This is a genomic window from Nocardioides dilutus, assembly GCF_054779555.1.
Genome location: NZ_BAAGYA010000001.1, coordinates 282,689 through 306,432 on the forward strand (window position 1 = coordinate 282,689; position 23,744 = coordinate 306,432).

The following is a 23,744-nucleotide window of genomic DNA, read 5'->3' on the forward strand; positions in this document are numbered from 1 at the left end:
GGCACAATCTCTCAGATGACTGTGGAGATCCGTCGGGGAACGGACCGATTCGTCGACCGGGCTCCGGGGCGCCGCACGCTGCATGCGTTCTCCTTCGGCACCTGGTACGACCCCGAGCGAGTCTCGTTCGGCCCGATGGTCTGCCACGACGAGCACCTGCTGCGGGCCGGTGAGGGGTTCGACACCCACCGGCACGCCGACCAGGTGATCGTCTCGTGGGTGCTCTCGGGAGCGCTGACCCACACCGACTCGGGCGGCGCCACCGCGACGCTGACACCCGGTGAGGTGGGGGTCCTGTACGCCGGCGCCGGGGTCGAGCACGCCGAGGTCGCGGCCGCGCCGCAGACCAGGTTCGTCCAGGTCTGGCTCACCCCACCAGCACCGGGCGGGCCGACGTCCTACGAGGTCCTGAGGGCGCCGGCCGCGCGGGGGTCCTTCGTCGAGGTCGCCCGACCCGTCCCCGGCGCGACGTTCTGGGTGTCCCGCCTGGACGCCGGCGCCACCGTGACCACCCCGGCCGCGGCGAGGGTGCACGTCTTCGTCGCCCGCGGCGCCCTGCTGCGCTCGTCGCTGGCCGAGCCGCTGCACGACGGCGACGCGTTCCTCTTCACCGACGAGTCGCCGTACGAGCTGACTGCCGGCGTCGACACCGAGCTGCTCTGCTGGACCTTCGAGCGCTGAGCTCAGACAGTGTCGGACGGGAGCAGGCCATGACGCATGGCGTACAGCCCGGCCGCAGCCCGGTTCTCAGCTCGGATCTTGCAGTAGACGTGCTCGACGTGGTTGCCGACCGTCTTCGGGCTGATCCCGAGGAGGCGCGCGATCTCCTTGTTGGGCAACCCGCGGGCCAGGTGCTGGAGCACCTCCACCTCGCGTGAGGTGAGTCCGTCGGGACCGCCGCGTCGCCGGCCGACGCGCTCACCGGCGGCGCGCAGGACCGCGTCGACCACAGCTCCGTCGAGCCGACCGGCGCGGACGTCGTCGCGCAGCGCCCGGGTGACCTCCGGGACCGAGGAGGCCGGCCGGTACGGCCGAGGCTCCCGCTTCGACTGGAACGCCTCGGCCGTGGCCAGGACCCGGCTGGCGAGGCTCAGCGCCGGACCGCTCAGGCCACTGGGGTAGCCCGACCCGTCGAGCCGCTCGCGCACCTGACCGGCGAGCCGTCCGGCCGGGGCGAGCGCCCGCGACCGGTTCAGCATCCGCTCGGTGTAGTGCGGATAGAGCCGCACCCGTTCCCACTCGGCCGCACCGAGCGGACCGGGCTTGTCCCAGATCGCGTTGGAGACCCCCAGTCGACCGAAGCCGGCCACCAGCCCGGCTCGGCGCACGAGCTGCTGGTCTGACGGTGGCAGGCCCATCTCGGCGGCCGCCGCCGCGGCCAGTGCCGCTACCGCTTCCGAGTGCCCCAGGGTGGCGGGACACTTCAGGTCGACGTACCGGGAGATGGCACGGAGCGCCTCGTCGCACTCGTCCGGTCCCAGCGTGCGCGCCAGCCCCGGCTCGCCGTCGATCACCTCGTCCCACGAGTCGACGTCGTCGAGCTGGTGGAAGACCTTCTCGGCGTCCGCCTCGACGAGCTCGACCAGGGCCGGGTCGAACTGCGACCCGGAGCGACGCCGGCCCAGGGCGACCGCGGCACCGACGCCGTCGGTCCGGTAGGCGACCTCGAGGAACTCCGACAGGTGGACGACACGCGACGCGATCGGGATCCGCTCACCGTCGAGCTCGCCGGGGAACCCACGCCCGTCCCAGCGCTCGTACGACGTCTCGAGAGCCGCGAGCGTGTCGTCGTCGAGCGCGAGCTCCGCACCCAGGGAACGAGCCAGCCGCGCGTGCTGGGTGACCATGCCGTCCAGCTCCTTGCGCCCGCTCAGCACGAAGTCGAGACCGATCCGGAGCCGGTGCAGCGGTGTGCCGCCGGAGCCGAGCATGCGCAGCATCGCGAGCAGGTCGGCGGCCGAGAACGGCTCGGCGTCGTACTTGGCCGCCTTGAGCGCGATGTCGTCCCCGAACCAGTAGGCCTGCTCGTGGGCGTCACTGTGGCAGCCGACGTTCAGCAGGAGCGCGGAGTAGAAGATCGCGGACCGGGTCTGCTCGTCGAGCCCGGCGAGCTCGGCGATCCGCAGCGCGATCCGGCACTGGCGCAACACGTGCTCCATCGGCTGACCGAAGCCGAGGTCGACCCCCAGCGACAGGGAGGCCACCAGCTCGGCCAACCTGACGTTCTCGCTCTCGGGCCGTGTGCCCACACCGCGAATGTACGGCGTCGGCGAGACCCCAGAAACCACCGAAAGATGGGGCATTCGCCTCAGGAGACGACGCGGGTCCGGTCCCTACGTTGCCAGACATCACTTCACCAGAGGAGGTCACCATGGCCAGGATCGCCACCAAGGACACCGCCGACGAGGTCGCCGACTACGGACCGGTCCACGACCGCACCACCAGGTTCGACGGGGGCTACACCGTCAACTGGACCAGCTTCGACGAAGCCCTCGACATGGCACCCGTGCTCGCGTCACTCCCCGGCGGCCGATGCTCGTGTCCCCACTGGGGACAGCTGCTGAGCGGCCGGGTCGTCGTGCACTACGAGGACCACGACGACGTCATCGAGGCCGGGCAGGCGTACTACATGGCGCCGGGCCACGTGCCGGAGATCGACGCAGGCACGGAGTTCCTCATGTTCAGCCCGACCGACCAGCTCACGGCCACCGAGGCCGCGATCGAGTCGGCACTGCAGTCGCACTGACGTGACTCCAGGGCCCGCTCCCGGAGGCTCCGGAGCGGGCTCAAGCGATGACCGACAGCGCGCCCGGCATCAGCTCGACGACAGCCGGCTGACCCGACTCCGGTGGGAGCGCGCCGAGCGGCTCGCCGTCGCCTCCGACGGGGACCGGGCGGGTCGCGTCGGCACGTAGCTCGACCCGGGTGCCGGTGAGGACGGTGACCTCGGGCAGCTCGACGTGCCTGCCGTCGTAGACCTTGGGCAGCGACCGCATGAGCTCCAGCTTGGACGCGGCCTCGATCACGACCACGTCGAGGATGCCGTCGTCGACCTTGGCGGCCGGTGCGATCTTCATGCCCTTGCCGTAGTAGGCGGAGTTGGCGACCACGACGCTGGCGGCGTCGTAGCGCCGCTCGTCGCCGTCGACGGAGACGACGAAGTGGCCGGGCTTGTAGGTCGCCAGCGCGCGCAGCGCCGCGTAGGGATATTGCAGCGCCGAGGGCAGCCAGTGAGCCTTGTCGACGATCTCGCCGGCCCGGGCGTCGACGCCGCAGTAGACCGACCCGGCGACGATGCGCGGCTCCGCGGCCCCGGGCAGTGTCAGCGACACCAGGTCGACCGGGCGGGCGTCGCGCTCGAGGAGCAGCGTCGCGAGCTCGGCCGGGTCCTCCGGGAGCCCGAGCATCCTCGCGAAGTCGTTGCCCCGGCCCGCTGGAACGACGGCGAGCACGCCGCCGGCCTTGGCGACGAGGCCGGCCAGCGAGGAGAGCATGCCGTCGCCGCCCACCGAGACGACGATGTCGCCCTTCAGGACCGCGGCTTCGACCAGCGCGCCCATTGCCTTGGGGCCGGGTGAGTAGGTCACCTCGACCTCGGCGCCGCCCTCGCGCAGCAGCCTGGCGACCGGGACGACCGCGGCCGGCGCCGCGCCCCCACCCGAAGCCGGGTTGACCAGGAAGGTGAAGGACCTCGCGCCTCCTGCGGCGGCAGTCACGGGATCAGCACCCCCGGGTTGAGCACGCCCGATGGGTCGAGGTCGGCCTTGACCGCGCGCAGCACCGAGACTCCGAGGTCGCCGATCTCGGCCGCCAGCCAGGGCTTGTGGTCGGTGCCGACGGCGTGGTGGTGGGTGATCGTCGCGCCGACCTCGGTGATCGCGTCGCACGCCGCGGCCTTGGCGGCCAGCCACTGGGACAGAGGGTCCTGCGCCGCCTTCTGGGCGACCGTGAAGTAGAGGGAGCAGCCGGTCTCGTAGACGTGGCTGATGTGGCAGAGCACCATCGCCCCCTCGCCGAGGCTGCCGGTGAGCGCCGCCTTCACGCCGTCGTAGAGGGCGTCGACATCGCTCCAGAACGTCGCCGTCTCGAGGGTCTCGACCAGCACGCCGACGTCGAGGAGCGAGTCGCGGAGGTAGGGCGCGTCGAAGCGGCCCTTCGCCCAGGCGGCCCCCGGCTCCTCGCCGAGGTTCTCCCCGCCCAGCCCCGCGAGGACCGACGTGACCGCGGCCCGCTTGGCGGCCACGGCCGCGGGTTCGCCCTCGTAGCCGGTGATCATCAGGCAACCGCCGGCCGCACTCCCCCCGATCTCATCGGGTCGGGCGAGGTTGATCGCGGTCTCGGACTCGTCCGAGAGCCGGATGACGGTCGGGAGCAGCCCGGCCTGGGCCAGGGTGCGCATCGCAGTGGCACCGTCGACGAACGACGCCCAGCGCCAGCCCTCGTAGACCTTCTCAGCCGGGAGCCTGCGCACCCGCACCGTGACCGCGGTGATGACGCCGAACGCGCCCTCGGAGCCGAGGAAGAGCTGGCGCAGGTCGGGGCCGGCGGCGTTGGCCGGGGCACTGCCGAGGCTGATCTCGCCGCTGGGGGTCGCCACCCGGAGCCCGACGACGAGGGAGTCGAAGCGGCCGTAGCCCGCACTGGACTGGCCGCTCGACCGGGTCGCCGCGAACCCGCCGATCGTGGCGTACTCGAAGGACTGCGGGTAGTGACCGAGGGTCAGGCCCTCCGCCGCCAGCAGCGCCTCGGCCTCGGGGCCGCGCAGGCCGGGCTCGAGGGTCGCGGTCATCGAGGTGTGGTCGACCGCGAGCAGCCCCTTCATCCGGATCAGGTCGAGGGAGACCAGGCCGGCGAAGCCGTCGCGGCGGGCGGCCAGGCCACCGGTGACGCAGGTGCCGCCACCGAAGGGCACGACCGCGACGTGGTGGCCGACCGCCCAGGCGAGGACCGCCGCGACATCGTCGTGGGAGCCGGGGCGGACAACCGCGTCCGGGGCGTCGCTCAGGTCGCCCGTGCGCTGGCGGAGGAGGTCGGGCGTCGACTTGCCGCGGGTCCGCAGCCGCCGGCTCTCGTCGTCGGTGAGCACGTACTCGGCACCGAGGGTCCCGGCGAGCTCGTCGAGGAGCGCCCGGTCGATGGCCGGCGCGGGCACCGTGACGTCCTCGGCCGCCGGGCGCTCGTCCAGGCCGAAGACCATCTCGATCAGCCCGCGGGCGGTGTCGGGCAGAGCCGTGGCCCGGGCCGGGTCGCCCCAGCGGGAGGGGTGCATCTCGCCTTGCTCGGCGGTGGGACTCGTCAGCGTCATGTGTTACAGTGTGACACATGACGTCACTTCGTCACAACCCGGACTCCGGGCGCGAGCCGCGGGACGTCTACCTGGACGCCGCGCGGGCCTGCATCCTCGACGTCGGCTGGCGGCGTACGACGCTGACCGAGGTCGCCCGGCGCGCCGGTGTCTCCCGGATGACGATCTACCGCACCTGGGCCGACATGCCCACCCTGCTCGGCGACCTGATGACCCGCGAGTGGGCCGGGGTCGTGACCGACCAGCTGGCCGCGGCGGGCAGTGCCACGTCGCTCCAGCGGCTGGTCGAGGGGATCGTGGGCACCGCCCGGATGCTGCGGGACAACGAGCTGTTCGTCCGGATCGTCGAGCTCGACCCGGAGCTGATCCTTCCCTACCTGTTCTCCCGCCGCGGCCGCTCGCAGGACCTGATCCTGGCGCTGACCGTCGAGGCGATCGAGGCGGGCCAGGCCGACGGGTCCATCCGGGCCGGCGACCCGCGCACGATGGCGCGCGCCGTGCTGCTCGCGGTGCACGGCTTCGTGCTGTCGGCACACACCATGGCCGACGACGGGGTCCGCGAGGACGACCTGGACGCCGAGCTCACCACCCTGCTCACGAGGAGCCTCGCGACATGACCACCCCTTCCTCTTCCTCGGTCGCCACCTCTGTCGCCACTCGGATCACCCCCGGCCTGGCCGATGCACCGACCGAGGTCGACGTCGTCGTCATCGGCCTGGGCATCACCGGCGCCGGCGTCGCCCTCGACGCGGTGACCCGCGGTCTCTCGGTGCTCGCGGTCGACGCCCACGACGTGGCGTTCGGCACCTCGCGGTGGTCCTCCAAGCTCGTGCACGGCGGGCTGCGCTACCTCGCCTCCGGCCAGGTCGGCGTCGCGCACGAGAGCGCCGTCGAGCGCGGGACCCTCATGGAGGTCACCGCCCCCCACCTGGCCCACGCCATGCCCACGCTGATGCCCTTCGGCTCCGACATGCCGCGCCACCAGGAGGTCGCGGCGCGGGCCGCGACCTGGGCCGGCGACCTGCTGCGCCGGGGGGCGCGCACCAGCGTCGAGACCCTCCCCCGGCCGCGCCACCTCTCCCGCACCGAGGCTCTGCAGCTCGCCCCCTCACTGCGGCGCAACGGGCTGCGCGGCGCCATGCTCGGCTGGGACGGCCAGCTCGAGGACGACGCCCGGCTGGTGACCACGGTGGCCCGCACGGCGGCGGCGTACGGCGCCCACGTGCGCACCCGGGCCCGGGTCGTCGCGGCCACCGGGACGTCGGTGCGGCTGCGCGACGAGCTCACCGGCGCCACTCACGACGTCTCCGCCCGCACCGTGGTCAACGCCACCGGCGTGTGGGCCGGCGACCTCGTGGAGGAGGTCCGGCTGCGCCCCAGCCGCGGCACGCACCTGGTGCTGAGGGAGGAGACGCTCCCCGACCTGCGGGTGGTCGTCTACGCCCCCGTCCCCGGCAGCTTCAACCGGTTCGTGCTGGTGCTCCCCCAGCCCGACGGCACCCTCTACGTCGGCCTCACCGACGAGCCCGCCGACGGGCCGGTGCCGGACGTCCCCCAGCCGACCGAGCCGGAGATCGGCTTCCTCCTCGACGTGGTCTCGGCGGCGTTCGAGCATCCGATCCACCGCACCGACGTGGTCGGCGCCTTCGCCGGGCTCCGGCCGCTGCTCGACGTCGCCGCCAAGGAGGGGACCAGCGAGGAGACCGCCGACATCTCGCGCCGGCACGCGGTGCTCACCTCGCGCACCGGCGTGGTGACGATCGTGGGCGGCAAGCTGACGACCTACCGCCGGATGGCGCAGGACGCCGTCGACGCGGCGCTCTCGGCCTCCGGCCTGGACGCCGGCCCGTGCCGGACCTCGTCCCTGCCGCTACTCGGCGCCGCCTCCCGCGACGTACTGGACGGGCTGGAGCAGCCGGCCCGGCTGGTGCGGCGGTTCGGCACCGACGCCGAGCTGGTGCTCGCCGACGCCGGGGCCGTCACCGGGCTGAGCGAGGACCAGCTCCTCGCGCCCGTCGCCGACGACATCCCGGTCACGCTGGCCGAGCTGGTGTTCGCGGTCACCCATGAGGGCGCCCACGACGTCGACGACCTGCTCGACCGGCGCACCCGGGTCGGCCTCGTGCCCGCCGACCGGGTCCGGGCCGTCCCGGCTGCCGAGCGGGCGTTGGGCCTGGCCGCGGCCGCTCGGCTGTAACTCGGTGTCCCGGTCACTGCCACGGTGGCCGGACACGGTGGCAGTGGTCCGGACACCGGGTTACAGCTCCCGCGACCCGGCGCCGCCCACCCGACCGATGAGTTCTGCCCTCGACCCGGGTCCACCCCTGAGGCAGACTCGAGCGAGCGAGGGAGCGGGACCCGTGACGACCGTGCAGGAGCGACCAGTGACGACGCAGGGACAGGACGCGGCGACGCAGCCGGCAGCGCCGAGCGAGCTCGACGACTTCCCCACCCTGACCGAGCGCTACCAGCGCGAGCTGCTGGCGCACTGCTACCGGATGAGCGGCTCGGTGCACGAGGCGGAGGACCTCGTCCAGGAGACGTTCCTGCGTGCGTGGAAGGCGAGTGCGACCTTCCAGGGCCGCAGCTCGGTCCGCACCTGGCTCTACCGGATCGCCACCAACGTCTGCCTCACCAACCTCGAGAACAAGCCGCGCCGGCCGCTCCCGGCCGGCCTCGGCACCACCGACCAGATGGCCGGCGACGCCCTGGAGCAGAACCACGAGGTCGCGTGGCTGGAACCGGTCCCGGACGCCGCGGTGGTCGTCGCCGAGCGCGACACGATCCGGCTCGCCTTCGTCGCCGCCCTGCAGCACCTGCCCGCCCGGCAGCGCGCCGTCCTCATCCTGCGCGACGTGCTCCGCTGGTCGGCCGCGGAGACCGCCGAGGCCCTCGACACGACGGTGGCCGCGGTCAACTCGGCTCTGCAGCGCGCGCACGCGCAGATGCAGGAGCGCGGCCTCACTGCGGACACCGTCGAGCCGGAGCTCGACGACCGGCAACGCGACCTGCTCGACCAGTACGTCGACGCCTTCTGGCGCAAGGACATCTCCGCGATCGTCAACCTGCTCAAGGCCGAGGCGATCTGGGAGATGCCGCCGTTCACGGGCTGGTACCTGGGCGCCGCCACCATCGGTGAGCTGATCGACCGACAGTGCCCGGGCGGCCACCACGACATGCCGATGGTCGAGACCCGGGCCAACGGCCAGCCGGCGTTCGGGCTCTACATGAAGACGCCGGAGGGGGACTTCACGCCCTTCCACCTCCAGGTCCTGCAGATCGACGGCCACGGGGCCGACGCCAAGGTGTCGCACGTCGGCGCGTTCTTCGACCCACGGCTGTTCGCGACGTTCGGCCTGCCCGCGCGGCTGCCTGCCGGCTTCCGGCCCGGAGACCCCGTTCCCTCCGGGCCCGGCACCGTCGCGACCGGCGACCACGTGGTCCTGGGCCACCCATGACCCCCGCCCCGACCCCGGGGCAACCGCTGGCCGCCGAGGTCGAGCTGCTCGAGAGGGCACTGGCCTACACGCGGGTGGTGCTGGCAGACGTCGGCCCCCACAACCTCCTGGCCACCACCCCCTGCTCCGGGTGGACCCTGGCTCGCCTGCTGGGTCATATGGAGGACGCCCTCGACGCTTTCACCGAGGCCGCAGCGGGGTTGGTGCACGTCGATCCGGTGCCGCCCACCAATGACATGGTGGACGCCCTCCGCGAGAAGGCGTGCGCCCTGCTGGGCGCCTGGACCGCTGCCCGCCCGCGCTCGGTGCGGGTCGGCGATCGCCAGGTCGACGCGCCCGTACTCGTGGCGATGGCTGCCTTGGAGATCACGGTGCACGGCTGGGACGTGGGTCAGGCAACGGGCAGGCGTACGCCGATCCCCGAGGACCTGGCCCGCCGGCTCCAGCCGGTCGCGGCCCGGGTCGTCCAGCCCGCCGACCGCGGCACTCGCTTCGCCCCTGCGCTCGCCCCGGCCATCGCCGGCGGCACGCCGCCCAGCCGATCGGACGCGCTCCTAGCCTTTCTGGGTCGGATGACTGGTCCAGTCGGATGGAAAAGTGGCGAACCGCCCTCACCGGAGGGCATTGCTTCTTAGCCTTGCCACATGGTGCCCACCGCCCGACTGTCGGACGCGTGCGCCCAGGTGCGGGCCGGTGACCTCAAGGAGGGAATGGGCCGCCTCCTGGCGCTCCGTTCGGACCACATCGAGAACCGCGAGACGCTCGGTCACGCCGAGCTCGCGACCCTGCTGACCACCCTGGTCGAGTGCCGGCTCGCCCGTGGCGAGCTCGCCGAGGCGATGGCTCTGGGCGACGACCTGACCCCCTACCTCAGCGGGGACGCCGCCGCGGACGGCGACGGCGCCGCCCTGGCCTCTGCGCTCGCCCACCAGGCCCGCGGCGACATCGCGGCCGCCCTCGGTGACGCCGAGCTGGCCCTGACCCACTACAACCGAGCCGGTGCGATCGCTCCCGATGCACCGCCGGACCGGCTCCCCTGGCGTTGCGGCGCCGCGCTGTCCCACCTGCGCGGCGGGGACGCCCGGACCGCTACGGCGCTGGCCCGCGAGCAGGTCGACCTCGCGCAGGCCGCGGGCTCGCCGTACGCCATGGCGACCGCCCTGCGGACCCTGGCGGCCGTCGCCATCGACACCGGCCCGGACCGCATCCAGCACCTGCTCCGCGCCCGGGGGGTCCTGAGCGGCAACCGTGCCGACCGGCTCGCGGCACAGATCGACACCGACCTCGCCGGGCTGCTGCTGCTCACCCATGCGCCCGACGCCGAGCAGCGCGCCCTGACCCTGCTGCGCGCCGCGGAGGAGCACGCCGGACGCCAGGAGCTCTGGCCGCTGCAGGGCCGGGTCCGCCGCCTGCTCGACCGGTTGGGTCAGCAGCCGCGCAAGGTCGAGACCGAGGCGATGGCTGCCCTGACCGCCTCGGAACGCCGGGTGGCCCGGATGGCCGCCGACGGCCTGACCAACCGGCAGATCGCCCACGAGCTCGTGGTGACGGTCAAGGCCGTGGAGTGGCACCTCTCGCACGTCTACCGCAAGCTTGGCATCGGCTCGCGGACCCTGCTCGCGGAGACGCTCGGCGTCCCCGAGCGGGTGGCCTAGCAAGCCTGGCGAGCGCAGCGAGCTGGCGCCGCGGACGGTGGTCGAGGAGCTCGCGCAGCGAGCGTCACGAGACCAGGTGATCCGAGGCTGGGACCTCATCGTCGTCGTCCCGGAGCGGATGCGCGATCTCGTCGGCGGGCATCCTGGCCCAGACGATCGCGACGGTGGCCACGATCCCCGGGACGACGCCGGCGATGAGGAACGTCGTGCGCAGCCCGATGAGCTCCGAGACCGGACCGGCCAGGGCCATCGAGACCGGCATCAGGCTGATCGAGACGAAGAAGTCGAGGGACGACACCCGGCCGAGCATGTGCGGCGGCACGCGGCGCTGGAGGAGCGTCCCCCAGATGACCATCGGTGCGGCCCACAGCGCGCCGAGCACCAGCGCCGCCGCCACCAGCTGCCACACCGCGGTCGCGACCCCCATCGCCACGAACGGCAGGGCGCCCAGCCCCCACATCAGGTTCATCACGGTGAGGTAGCGGCGCGGCATCGGCCGTGAGGCCATCAGCATCGAGCCGACCGCACCCCCGATCCCGAACGCGGCCAGCACCAGGGCGTGGTCGCCGGGACCGCCACCGAGCCGGTCCTTGATCAGGAAGGGGATCAGCACCTCGAGCGGTCCCATGATCACCAGGATCATCAGCGACGCGTAGAGCAGCGTCGCCAGGAGCCAGGGTGTCCGCACCATGTAGGAGAAGCCCTCGTGCATGTCGGCGAAGGCCGTGCGCACCGGGTGTTGCCGGGTCGCCGGGTCGGCGTCCGGGTCGACCTCGCGCCGGACCGGCGTCAGCGGGACGAGCGTCAGCGCGAACAGGCCCGCGCCGGACACCGCCGCGGCGACCGCCAGCGCGGCGCCCGGCGAGATCGTGCCGACGAGCACCCCGGCGACGCCAGGTCCGATGGCCTGGCCGATGGTCGGCCGGACCATGCCCTCGAAGCCGTTGACCGCCATCAGGTCGGACTCGGGCACCAGCGCGGGGATCCACGCGGAGTAGGCGGGCCAGTAGAACGCGAAGCCCATGCCGGTCACGAAGGACACCGCGGCGAGGTGCCACAGCCGGGTCGTGTCAGTGATCGACAAGCCCGCGACCAGGGCCATGCCCGAGAGCTCGACGGCGGCGACGACCAGCAGGATCTTCTTCTGCGGGACCCGGTCGGCGACCACGCCGCCCAGCAGGGCGGGCAGCAGCACGCCGACAGCGCCCGCGGTCGACACGACCGAGAGCTGGGTGGCGTCGCCGCCGATCCGGATGACCTCCCAGACCAGCGCGACCACCCAGACCCCGGACGCGAAGGTCGAGAGCACCAGGGCCACGGCGAGCTTGCGGTAGGCGTCGTGCCGGAAGGGCGTCAGGGCCCGCGGCAACGGCCGTTTGCCGGTCGTCTCGCTCATGCCCTGCCTCCTCTTTGCCGACTCCCACTCAACACGGACGGACCGACATCCGCGACCGGATTCATCGCCGCGCCCGGCGCCATCCGAACGGGCACCATCAGACAACTTCACGTGCACGTGAGGTCAAGCCAGCCAGTGCAGGTACTTCCCGTGCCCGTGGGTGCGCGCGACCATCTGCCCGTCGACACCGAGGACGAAGTGGTGGGCGTCCGGCACGCCGTCCGGCGCGGTGGCAGTGATCTCCGGGAACACGTTCGCGCCCTCGTTGCTCACCCAGTGGCAGGCGCCGTCCGCGACCAGGCCCCGCATGAGCTCCGAGAACCTCACCCGGTCCTCCCGGGTCAGGTAGGTCGCGACGGCGCTGTGGAACACCACCACGGGGGCGTACGCCGTCGCCTCGGCGACCAGGTCGGGGAGCCGTTCGAGCAGGTCGCCGCGCACCAGGGCCGGCGGGTCTGCCCGGGCGACCTCGACCGCGTGCCGCAGCCGCTCGCGGCGGGCGTCGTCCTCGGGCCAGACGAGGTTGTCGAGCCAGGCCATCGCGTCGGGGTCGGTGACGTCCAGGGGGTTGAGGTCGACCCCGCCGCGCCACCCGACCTCAGGCAGCGTGCTCGGCAGCGGCGCCGCACCCGTCACCACGCACGGCAGGTGCGGTGCGGGACCCAGCGTGACGGAGCCGTCCGGCGTGGACCAGGCATATCCCCATCGGTCCGGGTAGAGGTTGAGCCCCGCGCTGGCGCCGGCCTCGAGCAGCGCGACCGGGCCCGAAGGGACCAGTGCCGCGAACGCCGGCAGCAGCGTGGCCAGCCGGCCCACCTCGTTGGTCTGCGTCGACCGGGCCATGATCGTGGCGCGGATCGTGCCGTCGTCCGAGAGCAGGGCCTCGCGCAGGCCGGCGTACGGTCCGGGCGCCGGGACGCCGTGCCACCGGGCCGCGGCGAAGACGATGTTGGGCTGCTTCTTCAGCCCCGACAGGTCGTCGACCCAGGCCAGCACCTCGGGGTCGGCCGCGACGCCGCGGCTCCACTCGACGAAGCATGCTGACTCGCCAGCGGCGTGCGCGGCGAACTCGAGGTACTGGGCGGAGACCTCGGCGTACGGCTCCACGTCAGGCACCACCGCAGGCGCAGTTAGGCTCGCGTCTCCACATGACGTCATTCTGAGGGAGCGGCGGGAGCCATGCGTCTCACCGAGCGGGAGCTCACCGTGGCCCTCGAGGGCGCCGCGAAGAGCGTGCTGGCGGCGCAGGACAAAGACGTCCGCAAAGGGCGCCGGACGGCGGACGACGCCTGGGCGGCACTGAGCCGCTACCAGCGCTACCAGATGCTCGACGGCCTCGGCGGCCAGGTGCTCGGCGTGCTGGTCGCCCTGCCGGACGTCGAGGTGGCGGTCGGGACTCGACCCACCTTCACCGACGAGGAGGTCGGTGCGGCGGTCCGGGAGCTTGCCGGCGAGAGCGAGCGCGGCCTGCGCGCCAAGGTGCTCCTCAAGGCGCGAGTGGCGCTGGTGCAGCTCACGCTGTCGCACGTGCCCCCGCGTGCCGACCCGGACGCGCTCATCGTGCCGGACCACCTGTAGGGGTCGGCGGGCCTCAGCCGGTCCTCAGACGGGCAGGTTGACGTAGGTCGTCTCGAGGTACTCCTCGATGCCCTCGAAACCACCTTCGCGCCCGAACCCGCTGGCCTTGACGCCACCGAACGGGGCCGCTGCGTTGGAGACCAGGCCGGTGTTGATGCCGACCATGCCGTACTCCAGGCCCTCGGCCACCCGGACGGTCCGGGCGAGGTCGCGGGTGAAGACGTAGGACGCCAGGCCGTACTCGGTGTCGTTGGCCCGCTCGATCGCCTCCTCCTCGGTCTCGAAGGTCGTGACCGGGGCGACCGGGCCGAAGATCTCCTCGCGGTTGATCGCCGCCTCGGGCGGTACGCCGACCAGCACCGTCGGCGGGTAGAAGAAGCCGTCCCCCTCGGCGGGGCTGCCGCCGGTGAGCACCTTGGCGCCGTCGTGGACCGCGTCGGTGACGAGCTGGGAGACGGACTCGACCGCCTTGTCGTCGATGAGGGGGCCGACGTCGACACCCTCGTCCTGGCCCCGGCCGACTACCAGCGCCGACATCCGGTCGGCCAGCCGCTGGGCGAACTCGTCGGCGACCGAGCTGTGCACGAGGAAGCGGTTGGCGGCCGTGCAGGCCTCGCCCATGTTGCGCATCTTGGCGACCATCGCACCCTCGACGGCAGCGTCGAGATCGGCGTCGTCGAACACGATGAACGGCGCGTTGCCGCCGAGCTCCATGCTGACCCGCTGGAGCTGGTCGGCGGACTGGCGGACCATCACCCGGCCGATGCCCGTCGAGCCGGTGAAGCTGACCTTGCGCAACCGGACGTCAGCCTGCAGCGTCTTGCTCAGCTCGGCGGCCCGGGTCGTCGGTACGACGTTGAGCACCCCGTCGGGCAGCCCGGCCTCGGCGAGGATCGCGGCCAGCGCGAGCATGGTCAGCGGCGTCTGCTGGGCCGGCTTGACCACCATCGTGCAGCCGGCGGCGACCGCCGGGCCGATCTTGCGGGTCCCCATCGCGATCGGGAAGTTCCACGGGGTGACGAACAGGCAGGGCCCGACCGGCTTCTTGATTGTCAGCAGCCGACTGCCGCCAGCCGGCGCCTGCATCCAGCGGCCGTGGATGCGCACCGCCTCCTCGGCGTACCACCGGAAGAACTCGTTCCCGTAGGCGACCTCGCCCCTGGCCTCCTTGACCGTCTTGCCCATCTCGAGGCTCATCAGCTGCGCCAGGTCGTCGGCGCGCGCGTTGACCATCTCGAACGCGCGCCGCAGGATCTCGCTTCGCTCGCGCGGGGGCGTCGCCGCCCAGCCCGGCTGGGCGTCGACGGCGGCGTCGAGGGCGTCGACCGCGTCGGCGACCGTGCCGTCGGCTACCTGGGTGAGCACCGAGCCGTCGGCCGGGTCGAGGACGTCGAAGACCTCGCCCTCGCCCGCTTCGCGCCAGGTGCCGCCGATGAAGAGCCCCCGGTGCTCGGGCTTCAAGAGGTCAAGACCAGTCATGAGGCCAGATTGTCACCAGCGCCGAAAACATGACAGTCGTCAGCCGCGGTCGTACGCTTGGCGCGTCGACTTCGGAGGGAGCACTGCGAAATCGGCAAGGGCCCCTCGTTGACCCCATGCAGCGGGGGGTCCGCTCCTTCCCGGCAGGTGCCCCGCCTAGCGCGCAGCCCGCAGGAAGCCCTCGATGATCGGCCCGGCGGTGCCGGAGCCGGAGGAGCCGACCTGCACGAACACCGCCACCGCGAGGTCGCCCTGGGCGGCGATCATCCACGCGTGGGTCTGCAGGTCGTCGCCCGAGCCGAACTCCGCCGTCCCCGTCTTGGCGATGACCGGCGGGCCGGGGACGTCGGCCAGCCCGCGGCCGCTGCCGTCGGTGACGACCGAGCGCAGCATCGAGCGAAGGGCCTCGGCCTCGCCCGCCTCGAGCGGCTTCGCGCCCTCCGGTGCGGAGACGTCGACGCCCTCGACGAGCCGGGGGATCACCAGCTGTCCGGACTGCGCCGACCCGATGACCGCCGCCATCACCATCGGCGAGGCCAGGATCGTGCCCTGGCCGATGAGCTGCGCCGCCGACTCGGTCTTGGAGGTGGACGGCACGACGTTGCCGAAGTAGGCCGGGAACCCGAGGTCGTGGTCAAGGCCGATCCCGAGCGAGACGCCGGCGTCGAACAGCTCGGTGCCCTCGAGCCTGGAGGCCTGCGAGATGAACGCGGTGTTGCACGAGTTGGCCAGCGCCGCCCGCAGCGGGATGTCGCCCAGCGCTCCCGCCGGGTAGTCGTCGTAGTTGGTGAACGTCTTGCCGTCGACGACCACGCGTGACGTGCACGGGACCACCGAGTCCGGTGTCAGCCCCGACCGGAGCAGCGCGAGCGTGCTGACGGACTTGAACGTCGAGCCGGGGGCGAACTGGCCGAACGTCGCGAGGTTGAGTCCGCCCGTGCCCGGGCCGTTGGCCGCGGCCAGGATCTCACCGGTGCTCGGCCGCAGCGCCACCAGCGCGCTCGCGGGCACGACGTCGGCGAGCAACAGCTCGGCCTCCACCTGGAGGTCGAGGTCGAGGCTGAGCTGGAGCGGCTGGCCCGGGGTCGGCTCGGTCCGGAAGAGCTCGTAGCGGGCGCCCTGGTCGTCGACGGCGTCGACCTTGAGGCCGGGGGTGCCGCGCAGCGAGTCGTCGTAGCGCGCCTGGAGGCCCGAGATCCCCGCGATGTCGCCGGCCTGGTACGTGTCGGGGTGTTCCTCGATCATCTCGGCGGTCACCTCGCCGACCCGGCCGAGCAGCGGCGCCGCGAACTCACGGGTCGGGGCGAGCGGCAGGGAGCCGGCGATCATCCGGGCGCCGGCGATGCCCTCGACGGCAGCCACCAGTCCGGGGTCGACCTCCTCCTGCCGGTAGACGATCGCCTCGACGAACGCCTGCGGACCGGCGGCCTCGACCCGCTTGGCGTAGTCCTTCGGGTCGATGCCGACGAGCTTGGCCAGCGCCCGGGCCGACGCGCCCGCCAGCGAAGCCTCCACGCTCGGCTTGTCGATCCCGACCCGGGAGACCTGTCGCTCGGTCACCAGGGCCAGTCCGCGGGCCCCGAGGATGTCGCCACGGTCGGGGGTGAGGGTGGTGAGGTCGAGGACGTCACCCGGCTCGAGATCCGGTCCGACCAGCGCGGCCGACCAGGTGGCCTGCCACTCCGCGCTCCCCTCCGTCAGCGGCGCGGTGACCTCGTAGGTCCACGGCTCGTCGCCCCCGAGGTCCCACGACCAGCGCAAGGTCGCCTCGGCCGCGGCGTCGGCTTCCCCGGCACCGTCGGTCTCGGCGACGTCGACCACGGTGACCGTCCGGGTGCGCTCACCCATGCCGGCGACGACCTCGTCGTACGCCGCCTGGGCGCCCTGAGCGGTCTCCGCGTCGAAGGCGACCCGGATCAGGTCACCGGACTGGAGACCCGCGGCCAATGCCTCGGCGGCTGCCTCCGGCGACGGCCCCTCGTCAGGATCGGGACCCCCGCCGTCGTCACCCGTGCACGCGGCCAGGAGTCCGAGCACGACCAGGACCGAGAGCCGAGCACGCATGCGGGCCAGCCTAGATAGGTCACCCGAACGGCAACGGGAAGGACCCGACCGCTCCCGAGACCAGGTCTTCCACGTGCTCGCGGAACCGCGGGCACGTGGCGACGTCGTGGGCCCGGCACTCGTAGGCGTGCACCGCCATCTCCCGGGCGCGCTGCATGTCCGCCATCCGCCGGTCCAGGTCGGCGATGTGGTCCTGGAGGATCCGGTGTCGGTCCGGGGCCTCGGAGTCGAGGAGCACCCCGATCTGTTCCAGGCTCATGCCCGCGTGCTTGCTGCGGATGATCACGGCGAGCCGGACGACGTCGGCCCTGGCGTAGCGGCGACGACCCGCGCCGTCGCGCTCGGGCTGCAGCAGCCCGACGTCCTCCCAGTGCCGCAGGACGTGGGTCTCGAGGTCGAACCGGCGGGCGACCTCGCCGATCGACCAGTCGATGTCATCACGGCTTGACTTCATGTCGACATGAAGTCAGATCCTTCTGTGCATGGCAACTTCCAACGCTTCCAACCACACGGACTTCGACGCGATCGTCATCGGCGGCGGCCCGGCAGGACTCCAGGCGACCCTGACCCTGGCCCGCGTCCACCGCCGGGTGCTGATGGTGGACTCCGGGCGCTACCGCAACGACCCGGCGGCCCACATGCACAACGTCGTGACCCACGACGGCACCCCGCCCGCGGACTTCCGGGCAGCGGCCCGCAAGGAGCTCGCGGCGTACGACACCGTGGACGTCCGCGAGGAGGCGGCGCGAGCGGTGCGACGCGGACCGGACGGTGACGGCTTCGTCGCCGACGTCGGCGGCGAGAGCGTCTCCGCCCGCGGGCTGGTGCTGGCCACCGGTGTCCGCGACACCCTGCCCGACAAGCCCGGCCTCGCCGAGCTGTTCGGCGACGACGTCGTCCACTGCCCGTTCTGCCACGGCCACGAGTTCGCCGGCCGGCACGTCGGCATCCTCGGCACCACCGCAGCCGGACACCTGCCCGGCGTCCTCGGTCCGGTCGTCTCGCGGATCACCGTGCTCACCGACGGGGCGCCGCTCGACGTGGAGCTCCCGGACGGTGTCACGGTGCGGACCGAGCCGGTGACCGGGGTCTGCCGGAGCCCGGCCGGCGTCCGGGTCGGGTTCGGCTCGGGGCCGGACGAGGAGCTGGCTGGGCTCTACATCCGCACCGACATCTCGCAGGCGGCGCCGTTCGCCGAGCAGCTCGGTCTCGCACTGCTGCCCTCGGGGTGCGTCGAGGTCGACGTGATGGGGCGGACGAGCGTGCCAGGGGTGCATGCCGCCGGCGACATGGCCCACCTGGCCGCACTGCCGATGCCGATGTCGTCGGTGCTGGCGGCCGCCGCGTCCGGCCAGGTGGCGGCCGCGTCGCTGGTGGCGTACTTGCTCTAGCGCTCTACTTCTTGTGCCGGGGCTTCTTGCCCGCCGGCTTGGCGTCCGCCCGGTCCGGCCGCCCCGAGGGCCTGCCCTCGTCGCGCTTGAGGTCGATCAGCTTGCCGGAGATCCGGGTGCTGCGCAGCGCGTCCCAGGTGGACGCGGGCAGGTCGGCGGGCAGCTCCACCAGTGAGAAGTCCGGGCGGATGGAGATCGCGCCGAAGTCCTTGCGCGAGAGGCCACCCTCGTTGGCGATCGCGCCGACGATCTGGCGCGGCTCGACCTTGTGCCGCTTGCCCACGCTGATCCGGTAGGTCGCCAGGTTGCTGTCGCTGCGGGCGCGGTGTCGCTCGGCCTTGGCGCCGGCGGCCCGCTCGCCGCGGTCGTCGCGCTCCTCCCGGGGTGCCCGGATCGGGCGCTCCTTCTCCGGGTCGAGGAGCAGGGGCTGGTCGCCCTGGAGCACCACGGCCAGGGCCGCGGCGACGTCGACCTCGGGCACGTTGTGCTCGCTGACGTAGTGGGCGACGACGTCGCGGAAGAAGTCGACCCGCTCGGTCTCGCCGAGCGCCGAGGAGATCGCGTCGTCGAACCGGGCCAGGCGGGTGCTGTTGACGTCCTCGACGCTGGGCAGCGACATCTGCACCAGCGTCTGCTTGGTGGCCTTCTCGATGTGCTTGAGGAGATAGCGCTCGCGCGGCGTGACGAACGAGATGGCGTCGCCCTTGCGCCCGGCCCGGCCCGTGCGGCCGATCCGGTGCACGTAGGACTCCGTGTCGGTGGGGATGTCGTAGTTGACGACGTGGCTGATCCGCTCGACGTCGAGGCCGCGGGCGGCCACGTCGGTGGCCACGAGGACGTCGAGCTCGCCCTTCTTGAGCTGGTTGACGGTCCGTTCGCGGACGTTCTGAGCGATGTCGCCGTTGATCGCGGTTGCGGAGTAGCCCCGCGCCCGCAGCTTCTCGGCGAGCGTCTCGGTCTCGTTCTTGGTCCGGACGAAGACGATCATCCCCTCGAAGTTCTCGACCTCGAGGATCCGGGTGAGCGCGTCGACCTTCTGCGGGTAGGACACGGTCAGGTAGCGCTGGGTGATGCTCGGCGTCGTGGTCGCGGTGTTCTTGACCGTGATCTCCACCGGGTCGTGGAGGTACTTGGTCGACAGCCGGCGGATCTGGGCCGGCATGGTCGCCGAGAACAGTGCGACCTGCTTGTCCTCGGGGGTGTCGGCGAGGATCGTCTCGACGTCCTCGGCGAAGCCCATGTTGAGCATCTCGTCGGCCTCGTCGAGCACCAGGAACCGGAGCTCGGTGAGGTCGAGGGTGCCGCGCTCGAGGTGGTCCATGATCCGGCCCGGGGTCCCGACGATCACGTGGACGCCGCGCCGCAGGGCGCTCAGCTGCACGCCGTAGCCCTGGCCGCCGTAGACAGGGAGCACCTTCACGCCAGGCACTTTGGCGGCGTAGCGCTCGAAGGCCTCGCACACCTGCAGCGCGAGCTCACGGGTCGGGGCGAGCACCAGGGCCTGGGGGTTCTTCTGCGAGAGGTCGAGGCGGGAGAGGATCGGCAGCGCGAACGCCGCGGTCTTGCCGGTGCCGGTCTGCGCGAGCCCGACCACGTCGCGGCCCTCGAGCATCGGCGGGATCGTGGCGGCCTGGATCGGCGACGGCGTCTCGTAGCCGACCTCGCGCACGGCCGCCAGGACGCCGTCGGCGAGGCCGAGGTCGGCGAAGGACTCCACGGTGCTCACCTCTCCACGGTAGGGCCGCTGTCCATTGCGCCCCGATTCCCGGTCGCGGTGCGCTGGGTCACTGGGTGGGCGGTTTCACCGCAGCCACCTACTCCACCGTCACCGACTTCGCCAGGTTGCGCGGCTTGTCGATGTCGCGCTCGAGGTGCAGGGCCGCGTGGTAGGCGAGCAGCTGGAGCGGCACGGTGAGCAGGATGGGGTCCAGCTCGCGCTCGTTGTGCGGTACGTCGATGCGCAGCACCCGGTCCTCGACGTCGCCGAGGTCGACGCCGGCGTGGGTGATGACGACCAGCGGGCCACCCCGGGCGGAGATCTCGTGGAGCGCGCCGACGTTGCGGTCGGCCAGCTCGTCGTGGGGCACGATCGCCACCGTCGGGACGGACTCCTCGATCAGCGCGAGCGGGCCGTGCTTGAGCTCGGAGGTCTGGTAGGCCTCCGCGTGCCGGTAGGTGACCTCCTTGAACTTCTGGGCACCCTCCCGGGCGACCGGGTATCCGCGCACCCGGCCGACGAAGAACAGGCTCTGCGCCTGGGCGAGCCGCTCGGCCACCGCGACGAGGTCGGGCTCGAGGGCCAGCACCTTCTCAAGGTCACCGGGCAGCCGCTGGAGCCCGGCGACGAGCCGCTTGCCGTCGGCGATCGAGAGGTCGCGGACCCGGCCGAGCTGCAGGGCGAGCAGCGCGAACCCGACGTACATGGTGGTGAGCGCCTTGGTTGAGGCAACCGCGACCTCGGGGCCGGCGTGCAGGTAGATGCCGCCGTCGCACTCACGGGCGATCGCGCTGCCCACGACGTTGACCAGGCCGATGCAGCGGCCGCCCTTGCGCCGGATCTCCTGGACCGCCAGCAGCGTGTCGACGGTCTCCCCGGACTGGCTCACCGCGACGTAGAGGGTGTCCGGCTCGATGATCGGGTTGCGGTAGCGGAACTCGCTGGCCGCCTCGGCGTCGGCAGGCACCCGGGCCAGCTCCTCGACGAGCATCGCGCCCATCTGGCCGACGTAGTAGGCCGAGCCGCAGCCGAGGATCTTGACCCGCTTGACCGCGCGCAGGTCGCGGGCGTCCATCTCCAGCCCGCCGAGGTGGGAAGTCCCGAACCGCTCGTCGAGCCGGCCGCGGATGGTGCGCTCGACGGCCTCGGGCTGCTCGAGCATCTCCTTGCGCATGAAGGACGCGTGTTCTCCTGCGTCGTACGACGCCGGGTCGATGTCGAGCTTCTTGGCCCGGCGGTCGGTGGCGCTGAGGTCCTCCCGGTAGGTCGTGTAGCCGGTGGCCGTCAGCGTGGCCATCTCGCCGTCACCCAGGTGGACGACCGTCGTGGTGTAGCGGACCAGCGCGGCGAGGTCCGAGGCGACGTGCATCTCCTTGTCGCCCACGCCGATGATCAGCGGGCTGCCGTTGCGCGCGACCACGATCCGGTCCGGGAAGTCCGCGTGCAGCACCGCCAGGCCGTAGGTGCCCTCGATCCGCCCGAGCGCCTCGCTGACCCTGCCCTCGAGGGTGTCGGCGTCGGAGAGGGCGACCAGGTGGGCGACCACCTCGGTGTCGGTGTCGGAGGCGAGGTCGACGCCCCTCTCGATGAGCTCGGCCCGCAGTGCCGAGGCGTTGTCGATGATCCCGTTGTGGACCACCGCGACACTGCCCTTGGCGTCGACGTGCGGGTGGGCGTTGACGTCGTTGGCGGGCCCGTGCGTGGCCCAGCGGGTGTGGCCGACGCCGAGCCTGCCACCGAACCGTTTGGGGAGCTCGGCCTCGAGGTCACGCACCCGGCCGGCCTTCTTCACGACCTTCAGACCCTTGCCCGGGCTGAGGACGGCCAGGCCGGCCGAGTCGTAGCCGCGATGCTCCAGTCGCCCGAGACCCTCGAGGAGCAGCGGGGCTGCCTGCTGGCCTCCGATGTAGCCGACGATTCCGCACATGGTCCTGTCCTCTGTCCTGAGTTGTTGGGGGTTCCGGGTGTGGTGATGCCGGGGTGGTGTCAGCCGTAGACGATTCGGCGCAGCTGCCGCTCGGTGAGCTCGGGAGGCGCGACCACGCGCCCCGCCAGCTCACCGGCGATCTGCTCGAAGATCTGGGAGTTCTTGGCGCCGTAGGTCTTCAGCTCGGAGTGCCGCCGACGCACGTAGTCCTCCACCGGCTCGGAGAGGTAGGCGACCACGTCCTCCACCACCCGAGCGGCCTCGGACTCCGAGAGTCCGGTGGTCGCGACCAGGTGGCCGACCAGGTCTGGTTCACCGCGCACGACAACTAGAGAAGGGGATCGCGGCCAGAAGAGCAAGTTCCTGCCCGAATTCGGGCAGGACTGTGGGTTCTGGACCCCACAGAGTGGACCGACGATGTCGTGGGGTAGCCTAGATGAACAGAACATGAACGAAAGGTGTCCAGATGACGTCGACCCAGCTGAGCATGCGCTGGCTCCCGGTGGCCGACGCGTCCGGGCGCACCCGTCTGGAAGCGGTCTGGGCGACCCAGGCAACCCCGGCCACCGAGGCGCCCGCGGCCCCGACCCAGGCCGCCTGACCTGCCCGAACGCGTCACCACGACCCAGAGCCTCGCCGACTGTCGGCGGGGCTCTCGTCACGTCTCCCGAAGTTTCTCGGCAGCGCCGGGAATGGAAACGGACCGTGGTCCGTTAGGGGTGGTTGAAGAGTGAACGACTCTTCACTACCACCAGCAGGAGGACACGACATGACCAGCAGCACCTTCGACGCCCCGACCACCGCCCTCGACGACATCAGCGGCGACTACACCATCGACCCCTCGCACAGCCGCCTCGGCTTCGTCGCCCGGCACGCGATGGTCACCAAGGTCCGCGGCGAGTTCGCCGACTACTCCGGCACGGCCCACATCGACACCGCCGACCCGAGCAGGTCCTCGGTCACCGTGACCATCGGCGCCGGCTCGGTCACCACCGGCAGCAAGGACCGCGACGGCCACCTGGTCTCGCCCGACTTCTTCGACGCCGAGACCTACCCCGAGCTCACCTTCGTCTCGACGTCGGTCGAGCGTGACGGCGACGAGTGGTCGATCACCGGCGACCTGACCATCAAGGGCACCGCCAAGCCGGTCACCATCGTCTTCGAGCAGACCGGATCCGCTCAGGACCCCTTCGGCAACGTCCGCGTCGGGTTCGAGGGCGACGTGACCGTCAACCGCAAGGACTGGGGCCTCTCCTGGAACGCCGCGCTCGAGACCGGCGGCGTGCTGGTCTCTGAGAAGGTCAAGCTCGAGTTCGACATCAGCGCCATCCGCAACGCCTGAGCCGCCGGCGCGACGCCGGACCGCCGTCAGGAGGCGGCGAGGATGTCGTCGAGGATGCCCGGGAGCTTGGTGACGTCGTTCTTGGAGACGCAGGCCGCGACACCCAGGCCCTCGGCAGTCGACACGGTTGCGTCGTCGAGATGCGCGGAGAAGAGGACCACGATCTGTGTGGGGTGGTCTCCGAGCATCTCGGCGGCCACCTCGAGCCCGGTCAGCCCGGGCATCCGGTTGTCGAGGAGGACGACCTTCGGGGCGGTCGGGGGAGTGCGGGAGCGATAGCGCTCCAGAGCGACGACGCCGTTCTCGGCCTCGTCGAGGACCGTGGCGCCTGCCCGCTCCAGCACCATGCGGGCAAGCTCGCGGATCATCTCCTCGTCGTCGACGATGAGCACCGAGACGGGCCGGGCCATCGCCACCGTGGGTCGCACCCGT

Annotated in this window: 23 protein-coding genes; 11 read left to right on the forward strand and 12 right to left on the reverse strand. The window is 72.2% G+C overall.

Annotated features, from left to right (window positions below; all coding sequences use genetic code 11):
• Window positions 1-15: 15 nt before the first annotated feature.
• Window positions 16-681, forward strand: a complete 666-nt coding sequence (locus ACYVC6_RS01360) for a pirin family protein (RefSeq protein WP_460710183.1) — start codon at window positions 16-18, stop codon at window positions 679-681.
• Between the two features lie 2 nt (window positions 682-683).
• Here ACYVC6_RS01360 and ACYVC6_RS01365 read toward each other — a convergent pair whose 3' ends face one another.
• The gene (locus ACYVC6_RS01365) at window positions 684-2,249 is read right to left on the reverse strand and encodes an HD domain-containing phosphohydrolase (RefSeq protein ID WP_460710185.1); all 1,566 of its coding nucleotides are present in this window, start codon (window positions 2,247-2,249) and stop codon (window positions 684-686) included.
• Between the two features lie 122 nt (window positions 2,250-2,371).
• Between ACYVC6_RS01365 and ACYVC6_RS01370 the strand changes: the two genes are divergently transcribed.
• A complete protein-coding gene (locus ACYVC6_RS01370) occupies window positions 2,372-2,746 on the forward strand; it encodes a hypothetical protein (RefSeq protein ID WP_460710188.1) in 375 nt (124 codons plus the stop codon).
• Between the two features lie 40 nt (window positions 2,747-2,786).
• Here ACYVC6_RS01370 and ACYVC6_RS01375 read toward each other — a convergent pair whose 3' ends face one another.
• Entirely contained in the window at window positions 2,787-3,716 is a 930-nt protein-coding gene (locus ACYVC6_RS01375) for a diacylglycerol kinase family protein (RefSeq protein WP_460710190.1), read from the reverse strand.
• Window positions 3,713-5,305 carry an FAD-binding oxidoreductase gene (locus ACYVC6_RS01380; RefSeq protein WP_460710192.1) on the reverse strand — a complete coding sequence of 531 codons (1,593 nt, stop codon included), beginning with the start codon at window positions 5,303-5,305 and terminating at the stop codon, window positions 3,713-3,715. Before ACYVC6_RS01380 ends, ACYVC6_RS01375 begins: the two co-directional genes overlap by 4 nt.
• Before the next feature lie 17 nt (window positions 5,306-5,322).
• Here ACYVC6_RS01380 and ACYVC6_RS01385 point away from each other — a divergent pair, with 17 nt between their 5' ends.
• The 5 genes from ACYVC6_RS01385 (at window position 5,323) to ACYVC6_RS01405 (ending at window position 10,418) form a co-directional block, all read left to right on the forward strand.
• Window positions 5,323-5,922 (forward strand): TetR/AcrR family transcriptional regulator, encoded by a 600-nt coding sequence (locus ACYVC6_RS01385; RefSeq protein ID WP_460710194.1) that lies wholly within the window; start codon window positions 5,323-5,325, stop codon window positions 5,920-5,922.
• The gene (locus ACYVC6_RS01390; protein WP_460710196.1) at window positions 5,919-7,502 is read left to right on the forward strand and encodes a glycerol-3-phosphate dehydrogenase/oxidase; all 1,584 of its coding nucleotides are present in this window, start codon (window positions 5,919-5,921) and stop codon (window positions 7,500-7,502) included. Before ACYVC6_RS01385 ends, ACYVC6_RS01390 begins: the two co-directional genes overlap by 4 nt.
• Before the next feature lie 187 nt (window positions 7,503-7,689).
• Window positions 7,690-8,763 (forward strand): sigma-70 family RNA polymerase sigma factor, encoded by a 1,074-nt coding sequence (locus ACYVC6_RS01395; RefSeq protein ID WP_460710198.1) that lies wholly within the window; start codon window positions 7,690-7,692, stop codon window positions 8,761-8,763.
• Window positions 8,760-9,398, forward strand: a complete 639-nt coding sequence (locus ACYVC6_RS01400) for a TIGR03086 family metal-binding protein (RefSeq protein WP_460710200.1) — start codon at window positions 8,760-8,762, stop codon at window positions 9,396-9,398. Before ACYVC6_RS01395 ends, ACYVC6_RS01400 begins: the two co-directional genes overlap by 4 nt.
• Window positions 9,399-9,407: 9 nt before the next feature.
• On the forward strand, window positions 9,408-10,418 hold the full coding sequence (locus ACYVC6_RS01405) for a LuxR C-terminal-related transcriptional regulator (protein ID WP_460710202.1): 1,011 nt from the start codon (window positions 9,408-9,410) through the stop codon (window positions 10,416-10,418).
• Between the two features lie 64 nt (window positions 10,419-10,482).
• Here the strand turns inward: ACYVC6_RS01405 and ACYVC6_RS01410 are convergent, their stop codons facing one another.
• Together ACYVC6_RS01410 and ACYVC6_RS01415 are read right to left on the reverse strand one after the other, a co-directional pair.
• Window positions 10,483-11,814 carry an MFS transporter gene (locus ACYVC6_RS01410; protein ID WP_460710204.1) on the reverse strand — a complete coding sequence of 444 codons (1,332 nt, stop codon included), beginning with the start codon at window positions 11,812-11,814 and terminating at the stop codon, window positions 10,483-10,485.
• Window positions 11,815-11,937: 123 nt separating this feature from the next.
• Window positions 11,938-12,930 (reverse strand): DUF2332 domain-containing protein, encoded by a 993-nt coding sequence (locus ACYVC6_RS01415; protein WP_460710206.1) that lies wholly within the window; start codon window positions 12,928-12,930, stop codon window positions 11,938-11,940.
• 63 nt (window positions 12,931-12,993) lie between these two features.
• Between ACYVC6_RS01415 and ACYVC6_RS01420 the strand changes: the two genes are divergently transcribed.
• Window positions 12,994-13,392: a hypothetical protein gene (locus ACYVC6_RS01420; protein ID WP_460710208.1), complete on the forward strand. Its 399-nt coding sequence runs from the start codon at window positions 12,994-12,996 to the stop codon at window positions 13,390-13,392.
• Between the two features lie 24 nt (window positions 13,393-13,416).
• On the opposite strand, the gene ACYVC6_RS01425 is transcribed toward ACYVC6_RS01420, so the two are convergent.
• From ACYVC6_RS01425 to ACYVC6_RS01435, 3 genes are all read right to left on the reverse strand, one after another.
• Window positions 13,417-14,871: an NAD-dependent succinate-semialdehyde dehydrogenase gene (locus ACYVC6_RS01425; RefSeq protein WP_460710210.1), complete on the reverse strand. Its 1,455-nt coding sequence runs from the start codon at window positions 14,869-14,871 to the stop codon at window positions 13,417-13,419.
• 156 nt (window positions 14,872-15,027) lie between these two features.
• Window positions 15,028-16,935, reverse strand: coding sequence for a penicillin-binding transpeptidase domain-containing protein (locus ACYVC6_RS01430; RefSeq protein ID WP_460710212.1), 1,908 nt, complete (start codon window positions 16,933-16,935; stop codon window positions 15,028-15,030).
• A 19-nt stretch (window positions 16,936-16,954) separates the two neighbouring features.
• Window positions 16,955-17,389 (reverse strand): helix-turn-helix domain-containing protein, encoded by a 435-nt coding sequence (locus tag ACYVC6_RS01435; RefSeq protein ID WP_460710214.1) that lies wholly within the window; start codon window positions 17,387-17,389, stop codon window positions 16,955-16,957.
• A 28-nt stretch (window positions 17,390-17,417) separates the two neighbouring features.
• Here ACYVC6_RS01435 and ACYVC6_RS01440 point away from each other — a divergent pair, with 28 nt between their 5' ends.
• Window positions 17,418-18,326, forward strand: a complete 909-nt coding sequence (locus ACYVC6_RS01440) for an NAD(P)/FAD-dependent oxidoreductase (RefSeq protein ID WP_460710216.1) — start codon at window positions 17,418-17,420, stop codon at window positions 18,324-18,326.
• A gap of 4 nt (window positions 18,327-18,330) precedes the next feature.
• Here ACYVC6_RS01440 and ACYVC6_RS01445 read toward each other — a convergent pair whose 3' ends face one another.
• The 3 genes from ACYVC6_RS01445 to ACYVC6_RS01455 form a co-directional block, all read right to left on the reverse strand.
• Window positions 18,331-20,052 (reverse strand): DEAD/DEAH box helicase, encoded by a 1,722-nt coding sequence (locus ACYVC6_RS01445; RefSeq protein ID WP_460710218.1) that lies wholly within the window; start codon window positions 20,050-20,052, stop codon window positions 18,331-18,333.
• Window positions 20,053-20,140: 88 nt separating this feature from the next.
• Window positions 20,141-21,970, reverse strand: coding sequence for a glutamine--fructose-6-phosphate transaminase (isomerizing) (glmS, locus tag ACYVC6_RS01450; protein WP_460710220.1), 1,830 nt, complete (start codon window positions 21,968-21,970; stop codon window positions 20,141-20,143).
• A 59-nt stretch (window positions 21,971-22,029) separates the two neighbouring features.
• A complete protein-coding gene (locus tag ACYVC6_RS01455) occupies window positions 22,030-22,293 on the reverse strand; it encodes a hypothetical protein (RefSeq protein WP_460710222.1) in 264 nt (87 codons plus the stop codon).
• A 143-nt stretch (window positions 22,294-22,436) separates the two neighbouring features.
• On the opposite strand from ACYVC6_RS01455, the gene ACYVC6_RS01460 reads away from it, so the two are divergent.
• Window positions 22,437-22,571: a hypothetical protein gene (locus ACYVC6_RS01460; protein WP_460710224.1), complete on the forward strand. Its 135-nt coding sequence runs from the start codon at window positions 22,437-22,439 to the stop codon at window positions 22,569-22,571.
• 168 nt (window positions 22,572-22,739) lie between these two features.
• Window positions 22,740-23,312 carry a YceI family protein gene (locus tag ACYVC6_RS01465; protein ID WP_460710226.1) on the forward strand — a complete coding sequence of 191 codons (573 nt, stop codon included), beginning with the start codon at window positions 22,740-22,742 and terminating at the stop codon, window positions 23,310-23,312.
• Between the two features lie 26 nt (window positions 23,313-23,338).
• Here the strand turns inward: ACYVC6_RS01465 and ACYVC6_RS01470 are convergent, their stop codons facing one another.
• Window positions 23,339-23,740, reverse strand: a complete 402-nt coding sequence (locus ACYVC6_RS01470; RefSeq protein ID WP_460710228.1) for a response regulator transcription factor — start codon at window positions 23,738-23,740, stop codon at window positions 23,339-23,341.
• Window positions 23,741-23,744 lie beyond the last annotated feature (4 nt).